We start from the raw sequence: 19,396 nt of genomic DNA, 5'->3' as shown, positions 1-19,396 counted from the left end.
CGCGCCGGTTGAACCAGTTGGACCAGCCAACACGGAACCGGCGGAACGCGCAGCCTCAGCCAAGGCGGCGGTCGAACCGGCGGAGCCAGCGGGCTCGGCGAACGCGGCGGTCGAATCAGTTGAACCTGCGGCCTCGGCGAACGCGGCGGTTGAACCGGCGGAACGAGCGGCCTCAGCCAACGCGGCGGTCGAACCGGTCGAACCGGCTGGCTCGGCCAAGGCGGCGGTCGAACCGGTTGAACCGGCGGGCCCGGCCAACGCGGCGGTCGAATCAGCGGCCTCGGCCAGGGCGGCGACGGTTGAACCAGCGGAACCGGCCAAACCGGCCCGGGAGGACGCGTGAGCCTCGCCGGCCGGACCACGGACCTCGCCTACGCGGCGGGCTGGCGCCTGGCGCGCATGCTGTCCGAACCGGCCGCGAACGCGATCTTCTCCCTCGGCGCCGACCTCGCCACCTGGCGCGGCGGCCCCAGCGTCCAGCAGCTGCGCCGCAACCTCGCCCGCGTGGTGCCCCAGGCCGACGCCGCCGAGCTGGACGAGCTGACCAAGCGCGCGATGCGGTCGTACGCGCGCTACTGGCAGGAGAGCTTCCGCCTGCCGGCGATGGACCACGAGCAGGTCCGCGCGAAGGTGGCCGCGGCGATCACCGGCGTGGAGAACCTCGACGCCGCGCTCGCCGAGGGCAACGGCGTGGTGTTCGCCCTGCCGCACACCGGCAACTGGGACGCGGCCGGCGTCTGGCTGACCGGCTACCTCGGTGGCTTCACCACCGTGGTCGAACGGCTTGAACCGGAGTCGGTCTTCCGCCGGTTCGTCGCCTTCCGCGAGTCGCTCGGCTTCGAGGTCGTGCCGCTGACCGGCGACAGCGCCGCCTTCCGCGTGCTGCTCAAGCGCCTGCGCGAGAACAAGGCCATCTGCCTGGTCGGCGACCGCGACCTGACCGGCTCCGGCATCGACGTGACCTTCTTCGGCGAGCAGACCAGGATGCCGCCCGGCCCGGCCCGCCTCGCCGCGACCACCGGCGCCGCGCTGATCCCGGTCGGCTGCTGGTTCACCGAGGGCGGCTGGCAGATCCGGATGCACCCGCGGATCCGCGTGACCGCGCGGGCCGAGGTGCCCGCCGCCACCCAGGCACTGGCCGACATCTTCGCCGGCGACATCGCCGCCCACCCGACCGACTGGCACATGCTGCAGCCGTTCTGGACCGCCGACTTCCCGGGCGGCCTGCCGGAAGAGGTCGAGGCGCAGGCATGAGGGTCGGCATCGTCTGCCCGTATTCCTTCGACGTGCCCGGTGGGGTCCAGGGGCACGTGGTCGACCTGGCCGAGGCGTTGCTCGAACGCGGTCACGAGGTTTCCGTGCTCGCCCCCGCCGACGAGGACGCGGACGTTCCCGCCTTCGTGCACCCGGCGGGCAAGGCGCTCGGCATCCCGTACAACGGCTCGGTGGCGCGCCTGCAGTTCGGCCCGGTGTCCTACGCGCGGGTCCGGCGCTGGTTGCGCGACAACGACTTCGACGTGCTGCACCTGCACGAACCCGCGGTGCCGAGCCTGTCGCTGCTGGCGTTGAAGATCGCTGACGGCCCGATCGTGGCGACCTTCCACACGGCCACGCCGCGCTCGCGCACGCTCGCGGCGTTCCAGCCGGTGCTGCGGCCGCTGCTGGAGAAGATCACCGCGCGCATCGCGGTCTCGGCGCTGGCCCGCCGGGTGCAGGTCGAGCACTCCGGCGGGGACGCGGTGGAGATCCCGAACGGGGTGGACGCCGGTTTCTTCGCCGCGGCGAGCCCGCTCGACGGGTACCCGCGCAGCGGCGGCACGGTCGGCTTCGTCGGCCGGTACAGCGAACCGCGCAAGGGCATGGGGGTGCTGCTCGAAGCGCTGCGCGCGTTGCTGCCGGACTTCCCCGAGCTGCGTGTGCTGGTGGCCGGGCGTGGTGACGAGAAGGCGCTGCTGCGCGAAGCCGGTCCGGAGCTGGCGCCGCACCTGGAACTGCTCGGCCAGGTCGACGACGAGACCAAGGCGCGCGCGTTGCGCAGCGTGGACGTGTACTGCGCGCCCAACACCGGCGGCGAGAGCTTCGGCATGATCCTGACCGAGGCGATGGCGGCTGGGACGTGCGTGCTGGCCAGCGACCTCGACTCGTTCCGCCGCGTGCTCGACGACGGTCGCGCGGGCATGCTCGCCACCACCGGTGACCCGGCGTCGTGGACGGCGGCCCTGCGCGAACTGCTCGGTGACCCGGCCCAGCGGGCGTCGCTGGCCGCGGCGGCGGGGGAGCGCGTGGTGATCTACGACTGGTCCGTGGTGACGACCCAGGTGCTGCGGGTGTACGAGGCGGCGATCGCGGCGGACCCGCGTCGCGTCAGCCCGGATGTGGAGCCCGCGTCGTGACCACGTTGATCGTGTTGCTGTCGGTGGCGGCGGTGGCCATCGTGCTGGTCGGGTTGTTCCTGGTCGCCACGGCCAACCGGTTGGACCGGCTGCACGTGCGCACCGACGCCGGGTGGGCCGCGCTGGACGCGGCGCTGGCGCGGCGGGCGGTGGTGGCGCGGGCGGTGGCCGCGGCCGGTGACCAGTCCGGTGAACGCGCGGAACGCCTGCGCGAAGCCGCCGAACGCGCCGAGGCCGCGCCGCGGTCGGAACGCGAGGCCGAGGAGAACGAGCTGACCCGGCTGCTGGCCGAAGTGGACCGGTCGGTGCTGCCGGTTGGACTGGCGGGCGAACTCGACGACGCCGGGCACCGCGTGGTGATCGCGCGGCGGGTGCACAACGATGCCGTGCGCGACACCCTCGCCCTCCGGCGGCGGCGCAAGGTCCGGTACTTCAAGCTCGCCGGAACCGCGCCGCAGCCGGAGTACTTCGAGATCGCCGAACCTGATCTGGAGGCCTGAGCACTCCGGTGTCGCCCGGGCTCGACTGGCAGGCATGGGGCCCTTCGGTGTCGCCTGGACCCGACTTGCAGCTTGGAGCCTTTCGGTGTCGTCCGGGCTCGACGTGCGTGCCGGAGGGCGGCGGTGTCGTCTGGGGTCGACCGCAGCCCTGGGCGCGCGCCGGTAGCGCTCCGGCCCGAGCGGCCAGTCAGCCGCTCTTCATTGCTCCTTCCGGCATCGGGTCGAATCGGGCGTGCCGCCGGGTGAAGGTGGCGGTGCCCGAGGTCAGCGCCCGCAGGTCGATCGCGTAGCGCAGGAGTTCGGTGGCCGGGACCTCGGCGCGGATGACGGTCCGGCCGCCGTCCGCGGCCTCCGTGCCGAGCACCCGGCCCCGCCGTGACGACAGGTCGCCGAGCACCGTGCCCAGGTGTTCGTCCGGCAGGTGCACTGCCACCTCGTCGAGCGGTTCGAGCAGCGAGATCCGCGCCTTCGCCGCCGCGTCCTTCAGCGCCAGCGCCCCCGCCGTCTGGAACGCGGCGTCCGACGAATCCACGCTGTGCGCCTTGCCGTCGACCAGGGTCACCTTGATGTCGACCACCGGGTGCCCCTCGACCAGACCGCGGCCGAGCTGCGCGCGGACTCCCTTCTCCACACTCGGGATGAACTGGTGCGGCACCGCCCCGCCGACCACCCGGTCGACGAACTGGAACCCGCCCCCGCGCGGCATCGGCTCCACCTCGATGTCGCACACGGCGTACTGCCCGTGCCCGCCGGACTGCTTGACGTGCCTGCCGTGCCCGGTCGCCTTCCCGGCGAAGGTCTCGCGCAGGCTGATCCGCACCGGCTCGGTGTCGATCTCGGCCCCACCGGAGCGCAACCGCGACAACACCACGTCGGCGTGCGCCTCGCCCATGCACCACAGCACCAGCTGCGCGGTTTCGGCGTTGCGCTCCAGCCGCAGCGTCGGGTCACCGGCGACCAGCCGGGACAGGTTCCGCGCCAGGGTGTCCTCGTCACTGCGCTTCTTCGCCACCACGGCGACCGGGAGCAGCGGCTCGGGCATCGGCCACGGTTTCATCAGCAGCGGGTCGTCCGGGTACGACACGGTGTCGCCGGTCTCGGCCGAGCCGACCTTGGTCAGCGCGCACAGATCCCCGGCCACGCAGTACGGCACCTCACGCAGGTTCGAGCCGAGCGGGGAGTAGAGGTGCGCGACGCGCTCGTCGGCGTCGTGGTCCTCGTGACCGCGTTCGGCGAGCCCGTGCCCCGAGACGTGCACCGGCCGCTCCGGCCGCAGCGTCCCGGAGAACACCCGGACCAGCGAGACCCGGCCGACGTAGGAGTCCACCGCGGTGCGCACCACCTCGGCCGCGAGCGGGCCCGCCGGGTCGGCGCTGAGCCGGGGCCGCGGGATGCCGTCGGGTGAGGTGACCTCGGGCAGCGGGTGCTCCAGGGGCGACGGGAACGCGCGCGCCATGCCGTCGAGCAGCTCGCCGAGGCCGAGCCCGGTCTGCGCGCACACCGGGATGACCGGGTAGAACGTGCCCTTGGCGACCGCGGCCTCCAGGTCGGCGATCAGCGTGGCCTCGGCGATCTCCTCCCCGGACAGGTACCGGTCCATCAGGCCCTCGTCCTCGCTCTCCGCGATGATGCCCTCGATGAGCTCGTTGCGGGCATCGGTGAGCCGGTCGACGTCGGCCGGGTCCGGGTCGGTGACCTTCGCCGGGAAACCGCCGGAGTAGTCGAAGTACCGCTGGGTGATCAACCCGATCAGGCCGTCGCCCGCGGGCAGGTACAGCGGCAGCACCCCGCTGCCGAAGGCGGCCTGGCAGGCGGCGATCTCGGCGTCGGCGTCGGCGCGCTGGTGGTCCAGCCGGGCGATCACCACCGCGCGCGGCATGCCGACCGCGGCGCATTCGGACCACACCGCGGCGGTCGCGGCGTCCACGCCCTCGGCCGCGCAGACCACGAAGAGCGCGGCGTCCGCGGCACGCAGCCCCGCGCGCAGCTCGCCGACGAAGTCCGCGTACCCCGGGGTATCGATCAGGTTGATCTTGATCCCGTCGTGCAGCAGCGGGGCCACCGACAGCCCGACCGAGCGCTGCTGCCGCACCGCGGCGGGGTCGTGATCGCACACCGTGGTGCCCTCCACCACCGAACCGGCCCGCGACACCGTGCCGGAGGCGGCCAGCAGCGCCTCGGTCAGCGTGGTCTTGCCCGAGCCCGATGGCCCGACGAGCACCACGTTGCGCACGTTGGCCGGGTCGTCCACAGCGACCGCGGCCCCGGTTTCGCCGTTCTTCGAGTGCTTTTCGGCCATCAGTGGCCTCCTTGCGTCGGCTTCGGCTCGGGATGTGTGGCCTCGATCACACACCCGGACGGACAGTGACCACAACCCGCAACCCCAACAAGCACCCGGGTGGCGCGGGGCCGCCCGAGTGGCCTGCTCGATCACCAGGCCATTCGGCCCAAGTGGACTGCTGAGATAGCCACTCACTGGCCTGTGAAGAGGGGCCACGTCGGTCGTATCTTCGAAGGCGGATTCCCCTGGAAAGTTCTCGTGAAAGGCCCTGCCGTGTCTGACGTCGCCACCAGTTCCCCCTCGCCCGAAACCGGCACCGCCCGCGTCAAGCGCGGCATGGCCGAGATGCTCAAGGGCGGCGTGATCATGGACGTGGTCACCGCCGAGCAGGCCAAGATCGCCGAGGACGCCGGCGCGGTCGCGGTGATGGCGCTCGAACGCGTCCCCGCCGACATCCGCGCGCAGGGCGGCGTGGCCAGGATGAGCGACCCCGACCTGATCGACGGCATCGTCGAAGCGGTCTCCATCCCGGTGATGGCCAAGGCCAGGATCGGCCACTTCGTCGAGGCACAGGTGCTGCAGTCGCTCGGGGTCGACTACATCGACGAGTCCGAGGTGCTCACCCCGGCCGACTACGCCAACCACATCGACAAGTGGGCGTTCACCGTGCCGTTCGTGTGCGGGGCGACGAACCTGGGCGAGGCGCTGCGCCGGATCAACGAGGGCGCGGCGATGATCCGCTCCAAGGGCGAGGCGGGCACCGGCGACGTGTCCAACGCGACCACGCACATGCGCAAGATCCGCGGTGAGCTGCGGCGGCTGTCGTCGCTGCCCGAGGACGAGCTGTTCGTCGCGGCCAAGGAACTGCAGGCGCCCTACGAGCTGGTCAAGGAGGTCGCGGCGAAGGGCAAGCTGCCGGTGGTGCTGTTCACCGCGGGCGGGATCGCCACCCCGGCCGACGCGGCGATGATGATGCAGCTCGGCGCCGAGGGCGTTTTTGTCGGCTCCGGCATCTTCAAGTCGGGCAACCCGGCGCGCCGGGCCGAGGCGATCGTGAAGGCCACCACCTTCCACGACGACCCGGACATGTTGGCGAAGGTGTCGCGCGGCCTCGGCGAGGCGATGGTCGGCATCAACGTCGACGACGTGCCGGAGCCGCACCGCCTGGCCGAGCGCGGCTGGTAAGCGGAGGCGACCCCGGGCTCACGCCGCCGGTACGTGGCGGCGTGAGCCCGGGTCGTCGTGTCCCTCTTGAGAGCTACCGCGGCTGTCCGTCACGGAGTGATGTGGCGCGGCTCGGTCCGTTCGTAATCTCGCCGTACTCCAAGGGAAAACGGCGAGAGGACCTCTGATGACCACCCCCATTGAGCGGAAAACACCGCTGCACCGGTTCCGGGTGCCGGTTCTGCTCGTCGGCACCGCCGTGCTGATGATCGCCGCCCGCGGGCTGGACGCGCTCGTGTCGGGCGTGCCGGTGCTGCGCCTGCTCGTCGGGCTCGGCGCCGCCGTCGGGGCGATCGCCGGCTACACGTGGCTTTCCCGGCGCGTCGAGGATCGGACGGAGGTCACGGAACTGCCCGCCGCCGGGCGGTGGCGGGGGCTCGGGCGCGGCGTGCTCATCGGCGTCGCGACGTTCCTCGCGACGATGCTGCTCGCGTTCCTCTTCACCGACGCCGACGTCGCCAGTGGCTCGTTCTGGGCGTGCCTCGGCGTGGCCGGCTCGATGGCTTCGGTCGCCGTCACCGAGGAACTGCTTTTCCGCGGCGTGGTGCACCGCTTCCTGGAGCAACGGATCGGCAGCGTCATCGCGATCGCCGTCTCGTCGCTGATCTTCGGCCTGACGCACCTGCTCAACGGCAACGCCACGCTCTGGGGCACCCTGGCCATCGCGGTCGAAGGCGGCGCGCTGCTGGCCATCGCCTACACCGCGACGCGGTCGCTGTGGCTGCCGATCGGCCTGCACTTCGCCTGGAACTTCACCGAGTCCGGCGTGTTCGGTACCGCGGTGTCCGGCGCGGACAGCGAACCCGGCCTGCTGCGCACCGTCCTTTCCGGACCGGAGGTGCTGACCGGTGGCACGTTCGGCCCGGAAGCGAGCCTCTTCGCGTTGCTGTGCTGCCTGGTACCGGCGGTGTGGCTGGTCCGCCGGGCGAAGCTCGTCAGGCGGTGACCAGCCCGGACCGGTACGCCAGCACCACGGCCTGCACCCGATCACGCAGGTCCAGTTTGGTCAGGATCCGCGAGACGTAGGTCTTCACCGTCTCCACGCTGAGCACCAGTTCGGCCGCGATCTCCGCGTTCGACAGGCCGGTGGCGATCAGCCGCAGCACCTCCAGTTCCCGCCTCGCGAGGCCTTCCAGTGGGGCGGGAGTCCCGGCCGGGCGGATCCGGTCGGCGTAGCGGCCGATCAGGGTCCGGGTCACCGCGGGGGCGAGCAGCGAGTCGCCGCGGGCAACCGTGCGCACGCCCTCGATCAGTTCGGTCAGCGGCGCGTCCTTGAGCAGGAACCCGCTCGCGCCCGCCCGCAACGCGTCGTAGACGTACCGGTCGACGTTGAAGGTCGTGACGACCAGGACCTTCGCCGGGCTCGCGGCTTCGGGGCCGGCGATGCGGCGGGTCGCCTCGATCCCGTTCAGCAGCGGCATTTCGATGTCCATCACGACGACGTCGGGTTGCAGCCGCTCGACCTGGGTGAGCGCTTCGTGGCCGTTGGCGGCCTCGCCGGCCACCTCGAGATCCGGCTGGGCACCGAGCACGGTCGCGTAACCCGCGCGGACGAGTTCCTGGTCCTCGCAGAGCAGGACCCGGATCGGCCGGTCGGTCATGCGGCACTCCTCGCCGGAATCGTGGCGCTGACCCGGAAACCGTCCGTTGACGGTCCCGCGGTGAACCGCCCGCCGAGCGCTTGTACCCGGTCACCCAGGCCGCGCAGGCCGCGGCCGCCGGAACCGAGCGCGCCGGGTTCGGTCGCCGTGCCTTCGGTGGTCACCTCGATTTCGAGGAAGTCCGCGCCGTAGGAGACGCGCACCGCCGCGGGGGAACCGGCGGCGTACTTCGCGGCGTTGGTCAGCGCTTCCTGCACGATGCGGTAGGCGGTCAGCTCGGTTTCCGCGGGCAGTTCCGGGCGTACGCCCTCCTCGACCAGGTCGACGACCCGGCCGGGCCGGTCGACGAGGTCGCGCAGCGCGGCCAGGCCCGGCGTGCGCGCGCCGGTCGCTTCGAGCACGCCCAGCAGGAACCGGAGTTCGGTGAGGGCGTCGCGGCCCGAGCCGGTGATCGCGGTGAGCGCTTCGGGAACGCGTTCGGGTGCCAGGTACTGGGCGGCGTCGGCCTGGACCACCATGGCCGTCACGTGGTGGGTCACCACGTCGTGCAGTTCGCGGGCGATCCGCGCGCGCTCACCGGCCACCGCGGCTTCGGCGACGAGCCGGCGCCGCTCGGCCTCCTGGTGCCGTCGCTGCCGCACCATCGCGCCCAGCAGCCAGAACGCGACCAGCACGCCGAAGTAGACGGCGTAATCATGCAGCCCGGCGGGGGAGCCGCGTAGTGCCAGCAAGACCGCGAACACCACGTACCCGGCAGAGGCGACCGCCGCCAGCACCCGGCGGAACCGCTTCTCGTGCGCCCCGGCCGAATACAGCGCGAAGTACAGCGCGAGGCTGCCGATGGTCGTGGGGTACGCCAGCACCTCGTGCGCGGCGAAGCAGATGCCGATGACCGCGAACGCCGCGGCGGGCCACCGGGTGCGCACCGCCAGCGGCAACGTCTGGCCGACCACCAGCAACACCGCGAGGACGTCACCCCCACGCCGGGGAAGGTCGCCGAACTGGGCTCCGAGCACGGCGAGCCCGGGTACGAACGCCGCGGCGGTGAGCACCACGGCGAGCCAGCGGTCCCGCCACTCGGCGCCGACTCCGGCCCAGCGGCTCTTGGGGCCTGACATGGACGCGAGCCTAGCGATCCGCGTACTCAGTCGAGCAGCTGCTTATAGGGTTCGTGGCATGAGCCAGCCGATCCCGTTCTCCGACCGCAACTTCAAGCTCGCCGTGGTCCAGGAGCTGATGTACAACCAGGACCTCCTGCCGAGGTTCGACCTGAGCGAGTACGCCGCCGAGCAGGGGTTCACCTACGACAGCGGCAGCGTCGAGGCGATCCCCGAGGCGCTGGCCTACTTCGAGGCGCTCGCGGTCCCGGCCGAACTCGCGGAGAAGATCACCGAGCTCGACATGGACGGCGGCAACGAGATCTACCTCGAGATCGCGCCGAACTGGGACGGCGAGGACGGCCTGTTCGACGTCGTCGAGTTCGCCGACGTGCGGCACTTCCCGAACCTCAAGTCGATGACCCTGTTCTACACGGGCGACGACGCGGCACTGGAGGCGCTGCGCGCCCGCGGCATCGAGGCCGACTGGCTCTGAGCCTCACGTGTGCTCGGAGAGCATGACGACGGTGGTGCCCGGGTCCAACGCCTCGAACACGTGGGCCTCGTCGCCGGGGTAGGCGACGTAGTCACCCGGGCCCACCTCGATCGGGTCGTCGGCCATGCCGACCAGCGCGCGGCCGTGGCACACCACCACGTGCTCGATGATCCCGGCGCGGTGTGCGTCCGAGCGGCGCACGCTGCCCGGTTCGGCGCGGATCAGGTAGATGTCGCGGCGCGCGTGCGGCGGGCACGACGCGAGCAGGGTGGCCAGGTAGTCGGCCTCCTCGGAGGCCACCGTGATGCCCTCGCCGGCGCGGAGCACGTGGACCCACGGCACCGGCGGTTCGACCAGCCGCGAGAACGGCACGTCGAGCGCCTTGCCCAGGGCCCAGAGCGTTTCCACGCTCGGGTTGCCGGTGGCCGACTCCAGCTGCGACAGCGTGGACTTGGCGATGCCGGCGAGCCGGGCGAGCTCGGTCAGGGTCAGCCCGGCGCGCTCGCGCTCACGTTTCAGTGACGCGGCAATCACGGCGAGTGGGGCGCCTTCGGTAGCCATCTGTGTTCGCTCCGTCAGTCGTTCTGTTCGGCTTGACGAACAGTCGGTGGTTCTGTTCATCTTAAGCGGTGATGCGTTCGATACAGCGAACCCTGGGCCGGGAACTGATGCGCGACATCGCGCTGGTCTGCCTCGCCGACGGCATCGTCGGCATCTCGTACGGAGCCATCGCGGTGAGCTCCGGCTTCGAGCTCTGGGTGCCGATGCTGCTTTCGGTGGTCGTGTTCGCGGGGGCGTCGCAGTTCCTGTTCATCGGCCTGGTCGCCTCGGGTGGTAACCCGATCGCGGCGGTGGTGGCCGCGCTGCTGGTGAACGCGCGGCACGTGCCGTTCGGCTTCGCGGTCGGGGACGTGTTCGGCAAGAGCTGGGTGCGCCGCCTGGCCGGAAGCCACCTGATGATCGACGAGACGGTCGCGTTCGCGCTCGCCCAGGACGACCGGCACCGCCGCCGGGCGGCCTACTGGGCCTGCGGGATCAGCCTGTTCGTGGTGTGGAACGTGAGCGTGGTGATCGGCGCCTTCGCCGGTACCGCGATCACCGACACCGGCGTGTTCGGCCTGGACGCCGCGTTCCCGGCGGTGCTGCTCGCGCTGGTGCTGCCGTCGCTGAAGGACCGGGGTGTGCGTGCCGCGGCGCTGACCGGAGCGGTGCTGGCGGTGGCCGCGGCCCCGTTCCTGCCTGCCGGGCTGCCGGTGCTGCTGGCTCTGCTCGGTGTGCCGCTGGTGCTGCTGGTGCGCTCGGGTCAGGACAACGACAAGAAGGTGGCCGCGTGATCATCTCGCCGGTGCTGCTGATCGTCTGCGCCGTCGTGCTGGGCGCGGGCACCTTCGCCTTCCGGTTCGCCGGTCCGGCGCTGCGGGCGAAGGTGGAGCTGAACGCCCGGGCCGAGAAGCTGATGGCCACCGCCGCGGTGGTCCTGCTGGCCGCACTGGTGGCCACCTCCGCCCTGATCGAGGGTGCCGAGTTCGCCGGCTACGCCCGGCCAGCCGGAGTGCTGGTGGGCGGGGTGCTGGCGTGGCGGAAGGCCCCGTTCGTGGTCGTGGTGCTCGCCGCGGCCGCCACCGCGGCCGGGCTGCGCCTGCTCGGCGTGCCCTGACAGGTCACCCCCGGCTGCCGCCGTCCGGTCGAGGCCCTAGGCTTGACCAGCGGAATTCCAGTCGGGAGGACTTGACGTGTCGAAGGCGCGGCCGGTGGTCGGCGTGCTCGCCCTGCAGGGCGACGTGGCCGAGCACCTGGCGATGACCGAGCGGGCCGGTGCCACCGCGGTGCCGGTGCGCCGCGCCACCGAACTGTCCGAAGTGGACGGTTTGGTGCTGCCCGGTGGCGAGTCCACCACGATGTCCAGGCTGCTGGAGACCTTCGAGCTGCTCGAGCCGTTGCGCGAGCGCCTGCGCGCGGGCCTGCCCGCGTTCGGCTCGTGCGCCGGGATGATCCTGCTCGCCCGCCAGGCCCTCGACGGCCGCCCCGACCAGCACCAGCTCGACGCGCTGGACATCGTGGTGCGCCGCAACGCCTTCGGCAGGCAGGTCGACTCCTTCGAGGAGGACCTCGAGTTCACCGGGGTCGACGGGCCCGCACTGCACGCGGTGTTCATCCGCGCGCCGTGGGTGGAGAAGGCAGGTCAGGACGTCGAAGTGCTGGCCAGGGTGCCGGAAGATCCCGGCCGGGCGGACGCGGCCGCTAGGATCGTCGCGGTCAGGCAGGGGATGGTGCTCGCCACGGCCTTCCACCCGGAACTCACGGGTGACGAGCGCGTGCACCGGCTGTTCGTGCGAATCGTGCGTGGGCAGGCATAAGAACGGCGGCACGCCGCCGGATCGGATGGAGGAAAGATGAGCGGCCACTCCAAGTGGGCCACCACCAAGCACAAGAAGGCCGCCCTCGACGCGAAGCGTGGCAAGCTGTTCGCGAGGCTGATCAAGAACATCGAGGTCGCCGCGCGGACCGGCGGGGGCGACCCGGACGGCAATCCGACGCTGTTCGACGCGATCCAGAAGGCGAAGAAGAACTCGGTCCCGCAGGACAACATCGAGCGCGCGCGCAAGCGCGGCGCCGGTGAGGAAGCGGGCGGCGCCGACTGGCAGACGATCATGTACGAGGGTTACGGGCCCAACGGGGTCGCCGTGCTCATCGAGTGCCTCACCGACAACAAGAACCGCGCCGCCAGCGAGGTGCGCACGGCGCTGACCCGGAACAACGGCTCGCTGGCCGACCCGGGTTCGGTGGCGTACCTGTTCAACCGCAAGGGCGTGGTGCTGCTGCCCAAGGCCGACGCGGGTGAGGACGACGTGCTGATGGCGGTGCTCGACGCCGGTGCCGAGGAGGTCAACGACCTCGGCGAGAGCTTCGAGATCGTCTCCGAGGCGACCGACCTGGTCTCGGTGCGGAAAGCGTTGCAGGAAGCCGGTTTCGACTACGAGTCGGCGGAAGCGAGCTTCGTGCCGTCGGTCAACGTGCCGCTCGAAGCCGATGGCGCGCGCAAGGTCTTCCGGCTGATCGACGCCCTCGAAGACTGCGACGACGTGCAGAACGTGTGGGCCAACTTCGACGTCTCCGACGAGGTCCTCGCCGAAGTCGGCTAGTTCCTTTCGCGGATGGTCCTTGGGCGGGGCCTCGGTCATGCGGCAGAATGTCCGCCGTGACGACCGAGGCCCTCGCTCCCGAAGAACAGGCTCTGCAGGACTGGATCGTCGCCGAGGGCGAACGCCGCGGCAACGCGGTGATCCAGGTTCCCGCCGACGACGAGGGTGCCGGCTACTGCTTCACCGTCTGCGCGTGGGCGATGCACGAGGTGCCCGAGGCGGTGGTCATCGGACTGCCCGAGCACGTCGGCCCCGTGCTGCTCGACGCCTACGTCGACCGCGCGGCCGCCGGGGAACAGTTCGAGTTCGGCAAGCTGTACCACGATTTCTTCGACGGCATCCCGGTCACCTTCGAGAAGGTGGCGCTCGGGCACTACCCCGAGTACTTCGGCAGCGCGTTCCTGATCTACCCCGAGGGCGACTTCCCGGCCGTGCAGATCATCGTGCCCACCCCGGACGGGAAGTGGCCGTGGCAGGCCGACGCGCCGGAGGGGTTCATGCTCTGGCAGCACGTGCTCACCGAAAGCGGTGACCCGGAGAGCTGGACTCCCGGGGTCGACGGACCCTGACCGGCGCGTCCCCGGCGGCTCGGGGACCCCGCGCCGGTAGCCTGCTCCTCGAACGGTTGTTCGGCGAGGAGTGGAACCTGTGCGCGTGCTCGGTGTGGACCCCGGACTGACCCGCTGCGGTCTCGGCGTGGTGGACGGGGGTGCCGGCCGCACGGTCAGCTGCGTCGCGGTCGACGTGGTGCGCACCCCGCCCGAAGCGGACCTGGCCAGCAGGCTGCTCGCGGTGGCGGACGCGGTGGAGACCTGGTTCGACACCTACCGGCCCGAGGCGGTCGCCATCGAGCGCGTGTTCAGCCAGCACAACGTGCGCACCGCGATGGGCACCGCGCAGGCCGGGGGAGTGGTGGCGCTCGGCGCCGCGCGGCGCGGGCTGCCGGTCCACTTCCACACCCCGAGCGAGGTCAAGGCCGCGGTCACCGGCTCGGGACGGGCGGACAAGGCCCAGGTCACCGGCATGGTGACCAAACTGCTCGGGCTGGCGCAGGCGCCCAAGCCCGCGGACGCGGCGGACGCGCTCGCGCTGGCCATCTGCCACCTGTGGCGGGAGCCGATGCGGGCCAGGCTCGCCGCGGCCGAGGCCAGGGCGGCCGAACTGGCGAAGACCCACCGCGCCCGGCTGGCCGAGGCGGCGAAGAAGAATGCGAGGGCGGGACGATGATCTCTTCGGTGCACGGGGAAGTGCTCTCCGTCGGACTGGACCACGCGGTGGTCGAGGTGGGCGGCGTCGGGTTCGCCGTGCAGGCCACCCCGAGCACGCTGGCCACGCTGCGCCGCGGCGAACGGATCCGGCTGCACACGTCGCTCGTGGTCCGTGAGGACTCGCTGACCCTGTTCGGCTTCGCCGACGTCGACGCGCGCGAACTCTTCGTCCTGCTGCAGACGGTGTCCGGCATCGGGCCGCGCCTGGCGCTCGCCGCGCTCGCCGTGCTCGACCCGGACAAGCTGCGCTCCGCGCTCGCCGACGGCGACATCAACGTGCTCACCCAGGTGCCCGGCATCGGCAAGAAGGGCGCCGAACGGCTCAGCCTGGAACTGCGGGACAAGGTGGTCGCGGTACCGAGTACCGCCGACGCGGTCCCGGTGGCCGGTGGCGCGGTGCGCGCCGAGGTGGTCGAGGCGCTGGTGGGCCTCGGGTTCGCGGCGAAACAGGCCGAGCAGGCGGTGAACCGGGTGCTCGGCGAAGCCGGTGAGGACGGGGCGACTACTTCGCAGGTGCTGCGCTCGGCGCTGACCACCCTGGGCCGCAAGCGGTAGGCGGGCACCGTGCACGATGACCCGGTGACCGACCAACCGGATTTCGCCGAGGCCGACACCCTCTCGGCCTTCGCCCAGAACGGCGACCGGGACGTGGAAACCACGCTGCGGCCCCGGAAACTGGCCGATTTCGTCGGCCAGCCGCGGGTGCGCGAGCAGCTGGAACTGGTGCTGGAGAGCGCCCGGCGACGCGGTGTCCCGCCCGACCACGTGCTGCTGTCCGGCCCGCCCGGGCTCGGCAAGACCAGCATGTCGATGATCATCGCGGCCGAACTGGACGCCGCCATCCGGATCACCTCGGGTCCCGCGCTGGAGCGGGCCGGCGATCTGGCCGCGATGCTGTCCAACCTCACCGAGGGCGACGTGCTGTTCATCGACGAGATCCACCGCATCGCCCGGCCCGCGGAGGAGATGCTCTACCTGGCGATGGAGGACTTCCGGGTGGACGTGGTGGTCGGCAAGGGGCCGGGCGCGACCAGCATCCCGCTGGAGATCGCGCCGTTCACCCTGGTCGGGGCCACCACCCGGTCCGGCGCGCTGACCGGGCCGCTGCGCGACCGCTTCGGCTTCACCGGGCACATGGAGTTCTACAGCGCCGACGAGCTCGCGCAGGTGCTGCGGCGGTCGGCCACCATTCTCGGCATCACGCTGGACGCCGACGGCGAGGCCGAGATCGCCGGCCGGTCCCGTGGCACGCCTCGAATCGCGAACCGGCTGCTCCGCCGGGTCCGCGACTACGCCGAGGTCCGCTCGGACGGCCGCGTCACGCTGGACGTGGCCCGTGCCGCGCTCGAGGTCTACGACGTGGACGAACTCGGGCTCGACCGGCTCGACCGCGCGGTGCTGACCGCGCTGGTCAAGTCCTTCCACGGCGGCCCGGTCGGGGTGGCCACGCTGGCGGTGGCGGTCGGTGAGGAGTCGACCACGGTGGAAGAGGTGTGCGAGCCCTACCTGGTCCGCGCGGGTATGCTCGCCCGAACCCCCCGTGGCCGGGTCGCTACCCCGGCGGCGTGGGAACACCTCGGGTTACGGCCACCGACCGAGGTGCCTTGGGATTCCGGACGGTTCGACCAGGGAAACCCTGGTCTGTTCGGGTAGCCGGCGGGTCGAGCGCGAAAACCCGCTGACGGCACCGCGGGTGGTACCTGGCACACTCGAACAAGCAGACCCAGAACAAATCGGGCGTATCGGCAGGCGGTCCGCCGCTGTCGCACCCGCTGAATGGAGAGTCATGGAAGGCCTTTTCCTGCCGCTGCTGCTCATGCTGGTCGTGGCGATCCCCCTGTTCCTGGGGAGCCGCAAGCAGAAGCAAGCGGTCGCGCGTCAGCAGGAGCTGCAGAACAACCTGGCCGAGGGCGACCGCGTGATGACCACTTCCGGTCTCTACGCGACGGTCTCGGACACCAGCGGCGACACCACGATCGATCTCGAGATCGCGCCCGGCGTGGTGACCACCTGGCTGCGCCAGGCCGTCCGGGAGAAGGTCGAGCCGGTTGTCGAAGACGACACCGACGACGACGCCGACTCGGCGACCGATGCCACCATCATCGAGTCGACCACCGGGATCGAAGAGTCCGCGAAGTCGGATGAGGACGAGAAGAAGGAAGCCGAGAAGGCCGGGCCGCAGATCGCCCCGCCGCTCGAGCACGGGAAGAAGTAGCACCCTGCGACCCGGCGCCTACGCGCCGATGAGGGGGTAACGCAGGGCTCACGCAGCACCGAGTAGTGTCTCGGTGCTGCGTATGCCCGCGTCCGCGCGGGCTTACCCGGACAACTTTCCAGCCAGGCAGGCCCTGTTCCATTCGGGAAGGCCCCAGTTCGAGGAGACCGACGCACCGTGGCACCACCGGCCGGGCAGATCCGCCCGGGACGCTATCTCGCGTTCTTCGTCCTGATCGTCATCGGCCTGTACTCGCTGGTGTTCTTCACCGGCGACGGGAAGCCGACCCCCAAGCTGGGCATCGATCTCCAGGGCGGCACGCGGGTGACCCTGACCGCCCGGACGCTGGACGGCGCCGAGCCGTCGCAGGAAGCGCTCAACCAGGCGAAGACGATCATCGAGACCCGCGTCAACGGGATCGGGGTCAGCGGCACCGAGGTGGTGCTCGACGGCAACAACGTCGTCATCACCGTGCCGGGCGAGCAGGGCGACCAGGCCAAGAACCTGGGTCAGACGGCCAAGCTGGGCTTCCGCAAGGTGGCCAACGTGCAGGCCGCCACCCCGGCCCCGCAGCAGCCGCCGCCCGGGACCCAGCCGCCGGCTTCGCAGCCGCCCGCCGAGGGCCAGCAGCCGAGCGGCACCCCGTCCGCCGGTCAGCCCGGCGCCGCCCGCCGGCGGTTCCGCGCCCGGCGCGGCCCTCGCGGGGAGCCGCCCGCGCCGCCCACGCCCGGTTCGCCGGAGGCCGAGGCCGCCGCGATCCAGGCCGCCAAGGCGGTGCGGCAGAACCCCGCGCTGGTCCCCGCCAACCCGGCCGACCAGGCCGCGGCCGCCGCGGCGCAGCAGCTGCAGCAGGAGACGCTGGCCCAGTTCCAGTGCCTGCCCAACGACCCGCTGCGCGGCAACGACGACCCGACCCTGCCGCTGGTCGCCTGCCTCAAGGACGGCAGCCAGAAGTTCGTGCTGGAGCCCGAGTTCCTGCCCGGCACGATGATCGACACCGCCGCCTCCGGGTACGACAGCCAGCGCGGCGGCTACGTGGTCGACCTGACCTTCAAGGCCGACGGCACCAAGGTCTGGGGCGACTTCACCTCGGCCAACGTGAACAAGCAGGCCGCGTTCGTGCTGGACACCCAGGTGGTCTCGGCGCCGAACATCACCGTGCCGATCCTCGACGGCCGCACCCAGATCACCGGTGGCTTCACCCAGTCCGAGGCCAAGAACCTGGCCGACGTGCTGAAGTACGGCTCGCTGCCGCTGTCGTTCGCCTCCTCCGACGCCACCACGGTGTCCGCGACGCTGGGGCTGGCCTCGCTGCAGGCCGGGCTGATCGCCGGTGGCATCGGGCTGGCGCTGGTGTTCATCTACTGCTTGTTCTACTACCGCCTGCTCGGCGTGCTGACGATCCTGTCGCTGGCGTTGTCCGCGGTGATCGTCTACGGCGTACTGGTCCTGCTCGGCCGGTGGATCGGGTTCACCCTCGACCTGGCGGGCGTGGCCGGGTTCATCATCGCCATCGGTGTCACCGCGGACTCCTTCGTGGTGTTCTTCGAACGGTTGAAGGACGAGATGCGCGAGGGCCGCTCGTTCCGCTCGGCGGTGCCGCGCGGCTGGGTCCGCGGCCGGCGCACGATCCTCGCCTCGGACGCGGTCATGTTCCTCGCCGCCGCGGTGCTCTACCTGCTGGCCGTCGGCGAGGTGCGCGGGTTCGCCTTCACCCTGGGCATGTCCACCGTGCTCGACCTGGTGGTCGTGTTCCTGGTGACGCACCCGCTGGTGGCGCTGGTGTCGAAGTCCAAGGCGCTGTCGAGCCCGAAGATCTCCGGGCTCGGCGGGGTGCAGCGAGTCGGCTCACAACGCCGCACAGCCAAGGTCGCCGGCGCGACCGTGAAGGAGGCCTGACGTGGGCGTCGAGGACCAGGGCACCACCACCGGCGCCAAGCAGAAGAAGGGCTCGGTGTTCCACCGGCTCTACGTCGGCACCGGTGCGTTCGACATCGTCGGCGCGCGCAAGTACTGGTACGTGTTCTTCGGCCTGCTGATGCTGGTCTGCGTGGGCTCCATCGGGATCAAGGGGTTCAACCTCGGCATCGACTTCGAGGGCGGCACCCAGATCCAGATGCCCGCCGCCGGGGCCACCGGCGAGGTGAACGAGGACCGCGCCAAGGAGGTCTTCGCCGAGGCCGCCGGTGAGCCGGCCGCCGAAGCGCAGAAGGTCGGCACCGGCGCGGCGCAGACCGTGCAGATCCGGTCCGACACGCTGGACGCCGGTCAGGTCGCCAAGGTGAAGGAGGCGCTGTTCAACGCCTTCCAGCCGCTCGGCGCGAACGGCCAGCCCAGCCAGCAGACCATCAGCGACAGCGCGGTCAGCGCGTCGTGGGGCGGGGAGATCTCGGAGAAGGCGCTCATCGCGCTCGCGGTCTTCCTGGTGCTGGTGACCATCTTCCTGGCGATCTACTTCGAACGCTGGATGGCGGTCGCGGCGCTGATCTCGCTGATCCACGACATCGTGGTGACCGCGGGCATCTACTCGCTGGTCGGCTTCGAGGTCACCCCGGCCACGGTGATCGGCCTGCTGACCATTCTCGGGTTCTCCCTGTACGACACCGTGGTGGTGTTCGACAAGGTCAAGGAGAACACCCGCGGCCTGCTGGGGCTGACCAGGCGCACCTACGGCGAGGCGGCCAACCTGGCGCTGAACCAGACGCTGATGCGCTCGATCAACACCGCGGTGATCGCCCTGCTGCCGGTGCTCGGCCTGCTGATCATCGGCTACATCCTGCTCGGCTCCGGCACGCTGCAGGACCTGGCGCTGGTGCAGCTGACCGGCATGCTGGCCGGCGTGCTGTCCTCGGTCGCGCTGGCCACCCCGCTGCTGGTCGACTTCAAGATGCGCGACCCGAAGTTCAAGCAGCAGGCGCAGCGGGTCAAGGCCCGGCGGGAGAACCTGGCCCGCAAGGCCGCCGAGCGCGAGGCCGCGCCGGACGACGACGAGTTCGACGCGAGCGACGACGACCAGCTCAACGCCGAGCTGCGCAAGGAGCGCGCGTACGCGGCCGCGGCCAGCGTGCCCGCGCGGCACCAGAAGGCCACGCCGCGGCGTGGCCGCCCGTCCGGCAAGCAGCAGCCGTCGGGCAAGCGCAAGCGCTGAGGCATCTCGACAGCAGCAGGGCACCGTCCG

Annotated in this window: 21 protein-coding genes; 17 read left to right on the top strand and 4 right to left on the bottom strand. The window is 71.4% G+C overall.

Annotated elements, in window-relative coordinates; translation table 11 throughout:
- Nucleotides 1-339 precede the first annotated feature (339 nt).
- The 3 genes from JYK18_RS39005 to JYK18_RS38995 are packed head-to-tail and all read left to right on the top strand — an operon-like array spanning nt 340 to nt 2,893.
- Nucleotides 340-1,254: a phosphatidylinositol mannoside acyltransferase gene (locus JYK18_RS39005; protein WP_206808849.1), complete on the top strand. Its 915-nt coding sequence runs from the start codon at nt 340-342 to the stop codon at nt 1,252-1,254.
- Nucleotides 1,251-2,393, top strand: a complete 1,143-nt coding sequence (locus tag JYK18_RS39000; RefSeq protein ID WP_206808848.1) for a glycosyltransferase family 4 protein — start codon at nt 1,251-1,253, stop codon at nt 2,391-2,393. Before JYK18_RS39005 ends, JYK18_RS39000 begins: the two co-directional genes overlap by 4 nt.
- The gene (locus JYK18_RS38995; protein WP_206808847.1) at nt 2,390-2,893 is read left to right on the top strand and encodes an NUDIX hydrolase; all 504 of its coding nucleotides are present in this window, start codon (nt 2,390-2,392) and stop codon (nt 2,891-2,893) included. The genes JYK18_RS39000 and JYK18_RS38995 overlap by 4 nt, the downstream gene beginning before the upstream one ends.
- Nucleotides 2,894-3,080: 187 nt before the next feature.
- On the opposite strand, the gene JYK18_RS38990 is transcribed toward JYK18_RS38995, so the two are convergent.
- The gene (locus tag JYK18_RS38990; protein ID WP_206808846.1) at nt 3,081-5,192 is read right to left on the bottom strand and encodes an elongation factor G-like protein EF-G2; all 2,112 of its coding nucleotides are present in this window, start codon (nt 5,190-5,192) and stop codon (nt 3,081-3,083) included.
- A 255-nt stretch (nt 5,193-5,447) separates the two neighbouring features.
- Between JYK18_RS38990 and pdxS the strand changes: the two genes are divergently transcribed.
- Together pdxS and JYK18_RS47255 are read left to right on the top strand one after the other, a co-directional pair.
- Nucleotides 5,448-6,359, top strand: a complete 912-nt coding sequence (gene pdxS / locus JYK18_RS38985) for a pyridoxal 5'-phosphate synthase lyase subunit PdxS (RefSeq protein ID WP_206808845.1) — start codon at nt 5,448-5,450, stop codon at nt 6,357-6,359.
- Nucleotides 6,360-6,525: 166 nt separating this feature from the next.
- Nucleotides 6,526-7,344 carry a CPBP family intramembrane glutamic endopeptidase gene (locus tag JYK18_RS47255; RefSeq protein WP_242583961.1) on the top strand — a complete coding sequence of 273 codons (819 nt, stop codon included), beginning with the start codon at nt 6,526-6,528 and terminating at the stop codon, nt 7,342-7,344.
- On the opposite strand, the gene JYK18_RS38970 is transcribed toward JYK18_RS47255, so the two are convergent.
- The gene (locus JYK18_RS38970) at nt 7,334-7,999 is read right to left on the bottom strand and encodes a response regulator transcription factor (protein ID WP_206808844.1); all 666 of its coding nucleotides are present in this window, start codon (nt 7,997-7,999) and stop codon (nt 7,334-7,336) included. The genes JYK18_RS47255 and JYK18_RS38970 overlap by 11 nt on opposite strands.
- Nucleotides 7,996-9,117, bottom strand: coding sequence for a sensor histidine kinase (locus JYK18_RS38965; protein ID WP_206808843.1), 1,122 nt, complete (start codon nt 9,115-9,117; stop codon nt 7,996-7,998). The genes JYK18_RS38970 and JYK18_RS38965 overlap by 4 nt, the downstream gene beginning before the upstream one ends.
- Before the next feature lie 58 nt (nt 9,118-9,175).
- Between JYK18_RS38965 and JYK18_RS38960 the strand changes: the two genes are divergently transcribed.
- Nucleotides 9,176-9,592, top strand: a complete 417-nt coding sequence (locus tag JYK18_RS38960; RefSeq protein ID WP_206808842.1) for a hypothetical protein — start codon at nt 9,176-9,178, stop codon at nt 9,590-9,592.
- Between the two features lie 3 nt (nt 9,593-9,595).
- Here the strand turns inward: JYK18_RS38960 and JYK18_RS38955 are convergent, their stop codons facing one another.
- Nucleotides 9,596-10,153 (bottom strand): helix-turn-helix domain-containing protein, encoded by a 558-nt coding sequence (locus JYK18_RS38955; protein WP_206808840.1) that lies wholly within the window; start codon nt 10,151-10,153, stop codon nt 9,596-9,598.
- A gap of 71 nt (nt 10,154-10,224) precedes the next feature.
- Here JYK18_RS38955 and JYK18_RS38950 point away from each other — a divergent pair, with 71 nt between their 5' ends.
- The 11 genes from JYK18_RS38950 (at nt 10,225) to secF (ending at nt 19,366) form a co-directional block, all read left to right on the top strand.
- Complete coding sequence (locus JYK18_RS38950) at nt 10,225-10,926, top strand: AzlC family ABC transporter permease (protein ID WP_206808838.1); 702 nt, start codon at nt 10,225-10,227, stop codon at nt 10,924-10,926.
- Nucleotides 10,927-10,928: 2 nt separating this feature from the next.
- Nucleotides 10,929-11,249, top strand: coding sequence for an AzlD domain-containing protein (locus tag JYK18_RS38945; protein ID WP_206809956.1), 321 nt, complete (start codon nt 10,929-10,931; stop codon nt 11,247-11,249).
- Between the two features lie 76 nt (nt 11,250-11,325).
- Complete coding sequence (gene pdxT, locus JYK18_RS38940) at nt 11,326-11,949, top strand: pyridoxal 5'-phosphate synthase glutaminase subunit PdxT (RefSeq protein WP_206808837.1); 624 nt, start codon at nt 11,326-11,328, stop codon at nt 11,947-11,949.
- Between the two features lie 36 nt (nt 11,950-11,985).
- Complete coding sequence (locus JYK18_RS38935; protein WP_153031332.1) at nt 11,986-12,735, top strand: YebC/PmpR family DNA-binding transcriptional regulator; 750 nt, start codon at nt 11,986-11,988, stop codon at nt 12,733-12,735.
- Nucleotides 12,736-12,782: 47 nt separating this feature from the next.
- Nucleotides 12,783-13,304 (top strand): DUF4262 domain-containing protein, encoded by a 522-nt coding sequence (locus JYK18_RS38930; protein WP_206808836.1) that lies wholly within the window; start codon nt 12,783-12,785, stop codon nt 13,302-13,304.
- 79 nt (nt 13,305-13,383) lie between these two features.
- Nucleotides 13,384-13,962: a crossover junction endodeoxyribonuclease RuvC gene (gene ruvC / locus JYK18_RS38925; RefSeq protein ID WP_206808835.1), complete on the top strand. Its 579-nt coding sequence runs from the start codon at nt 13,384-13,386 to the stop codon at nt 13,960-13,962.
- A complete protein-coding gene (gene ruvA, locus JYK18_RS38920) occupies nt 13,959-14,558 on the top strand; it encodes a Holliday junction branch migration protein RuvA (protein WP_206808834.1) in 600 nt (199 codons plus the stop codon). Before ruvC ends, ruvA begins: the two co-directional genes overlap by 4 nt.
- Before the next feature lie 24 nt (nt 14,559-14,582).
- Nucleotides 14,583-15,656 carry a Holliday junction branch migration DNA helicase RuvB gene (gene ruvB, locus JYK18_RS38915; RefSeq protein ID WP_206808833.1) on the top strand — a complete coding sequence of 358 codons (1,074 nt, stop codon included), beginning with the start codon at nt 14,583-14,585 and terminating at the stop codon, nt 15,654-15,656.
- Between the two features lie 133 nt (nt 15,657-15,789).
- Nucleotides 15,790-16,218, top strand: coding sequence for a preprotein translocase subunit YajC (gene yajC, locus JYK18_RS38910; RefSeq protein ID WP_206808832.1), 429 nt, complete (start codon nt 15,790-15,792; stop codon nt 16,216-16,218).
- A 177-nt stretch (nt 16,219-16,395) separates the two neighbouring features.
- Nucleotides 16,396-18,117: a protein translocase subunit SecD gene (secD, locus tag JYK18_RS38905; RefSeq protein ID WP_206808831.1), complete on the top strand. Its 1,722-nt coding sequence runs from the start codon at nt 16,396-16,398 to the stop codon at nt 18,115-18,117.
- 1 nt (nt 18,118) lies between these two features.
- A complete protein-coding gene (secF, locus tag JYK18_RS38900; protein ID WP_206808829.1) occupies nt 18,119-19,366 on the top strand; it encodes a protein translocase subunit SecF in 1,248 nt (415 codons plus the stop codon).
- Nucleotides 19,367-19,396: the final 30 nt, after the last annotated feature.

The organism is Amycolatopsis sp. 195334CR (assembly GCF_017309385.1).
In the GTDB taxonomy this organism is placed as follows: Bacteria; Actinomycetota; Actinomycetes; order Mycobacteriales; family Pseudonocardiaceae; genus Amycolatopsis.
This window is presented reverse-complemented; position numbering and strand designations above follow the sequence as displayed.

What these genes read in the sequence shown, in the direction of transcription:
- JYK18_RS39000 (WP_206808848.1), top strand. Translation starts at nt 1,251, where the DNA reads ATGAGGGTCGGCATCGTCTGCCCGTATTCCTTCGACGTGCCCGGTGGG.
- JYK18_RS38990 (WP_206808846.1), bottom strand. Translation starts at nt 5,192, where the DNA reads ATGGCCGAAAAGCACTCGAAGAACGGCGAAACCGGGGCCGCGGTCGCT.
- JYK18_RS47255 (WP_242583961.1), top strand. Translation starts at nt 6,526, where the DNA reads ATGACCACCCCCATTGAGCGGAAAACACCGCTGCACCGGTTCCGGGTG.
- JYK18_RS38970 (WP_206808844.1), bottom strand. Translation starts at nt 7,999, where the DNA reads ATGACCGACCGGCCGATCCGGGTCCTGCTCTGCGAGGACCAGGAACTC.
- JYK18_RS38965 (WP_206808843.1), bottom strand. Translation starts at nt 9,117, where the DNA reads ATGTCAGGCCCCAAGAGCCGCTGGGCCGGAGTCGGCGCCGAGTGGCGG.
- JYK18_RS38960 (WP_206808842.1), top strand. Translation starts at nt 9,176, where the DNA reads ATGAGCCAGCCGATCCCGTTCTCCGACCGCAACTTCAAGCTCGCCGTG.
- JYK18_RS38955 (WP_206808840.1), bottom strand. Translation starts at nt 10,153, where the DNA reads ATGGCTACCGAAGGCGCCCCACTCGCCGTGATTGCCGCGTCACTGAAA.
- JYK18_RS38950 (WP_206808838.1), top strand. Translation starts at nt 10,225, where the DNA reads ATGCGTTCGATACAGCGAACCCTGGGCCGGGAACTGATGCGCGACATC.
- JYK18_RS38935 (WP_153031332.1), top strand. Translation starts at nt 11,986, where the DNA reads ATGAGCGGCCACTCCAAGTGGGCCACCACCAAGCACAAGAAGGCCGCC.
- JYK18_RS38930 (WP_206808836.1), top strand. Translation starts at nt 12,783, where the DNA reads ATGTCCGCCGTGACGACCGAGGCCCTCGCTCCCGAAGAACAGGCTCTG.
- ruvA (WP_206808834.1), top strand. Translation starts at nt 13,959, where the DNA reads ATGATCTCTTCGGTGCACGGGGAAGTGCTCTCCGTCGGACTGGACCAC.
- yajC (WP_206808832.1), top strand. Translation starts at nt 15,790, where the DNA reads ATGGAAGGCCTTTTCCTGCCGCTGCTGCTCATGCTGGTCGTGGCGATC.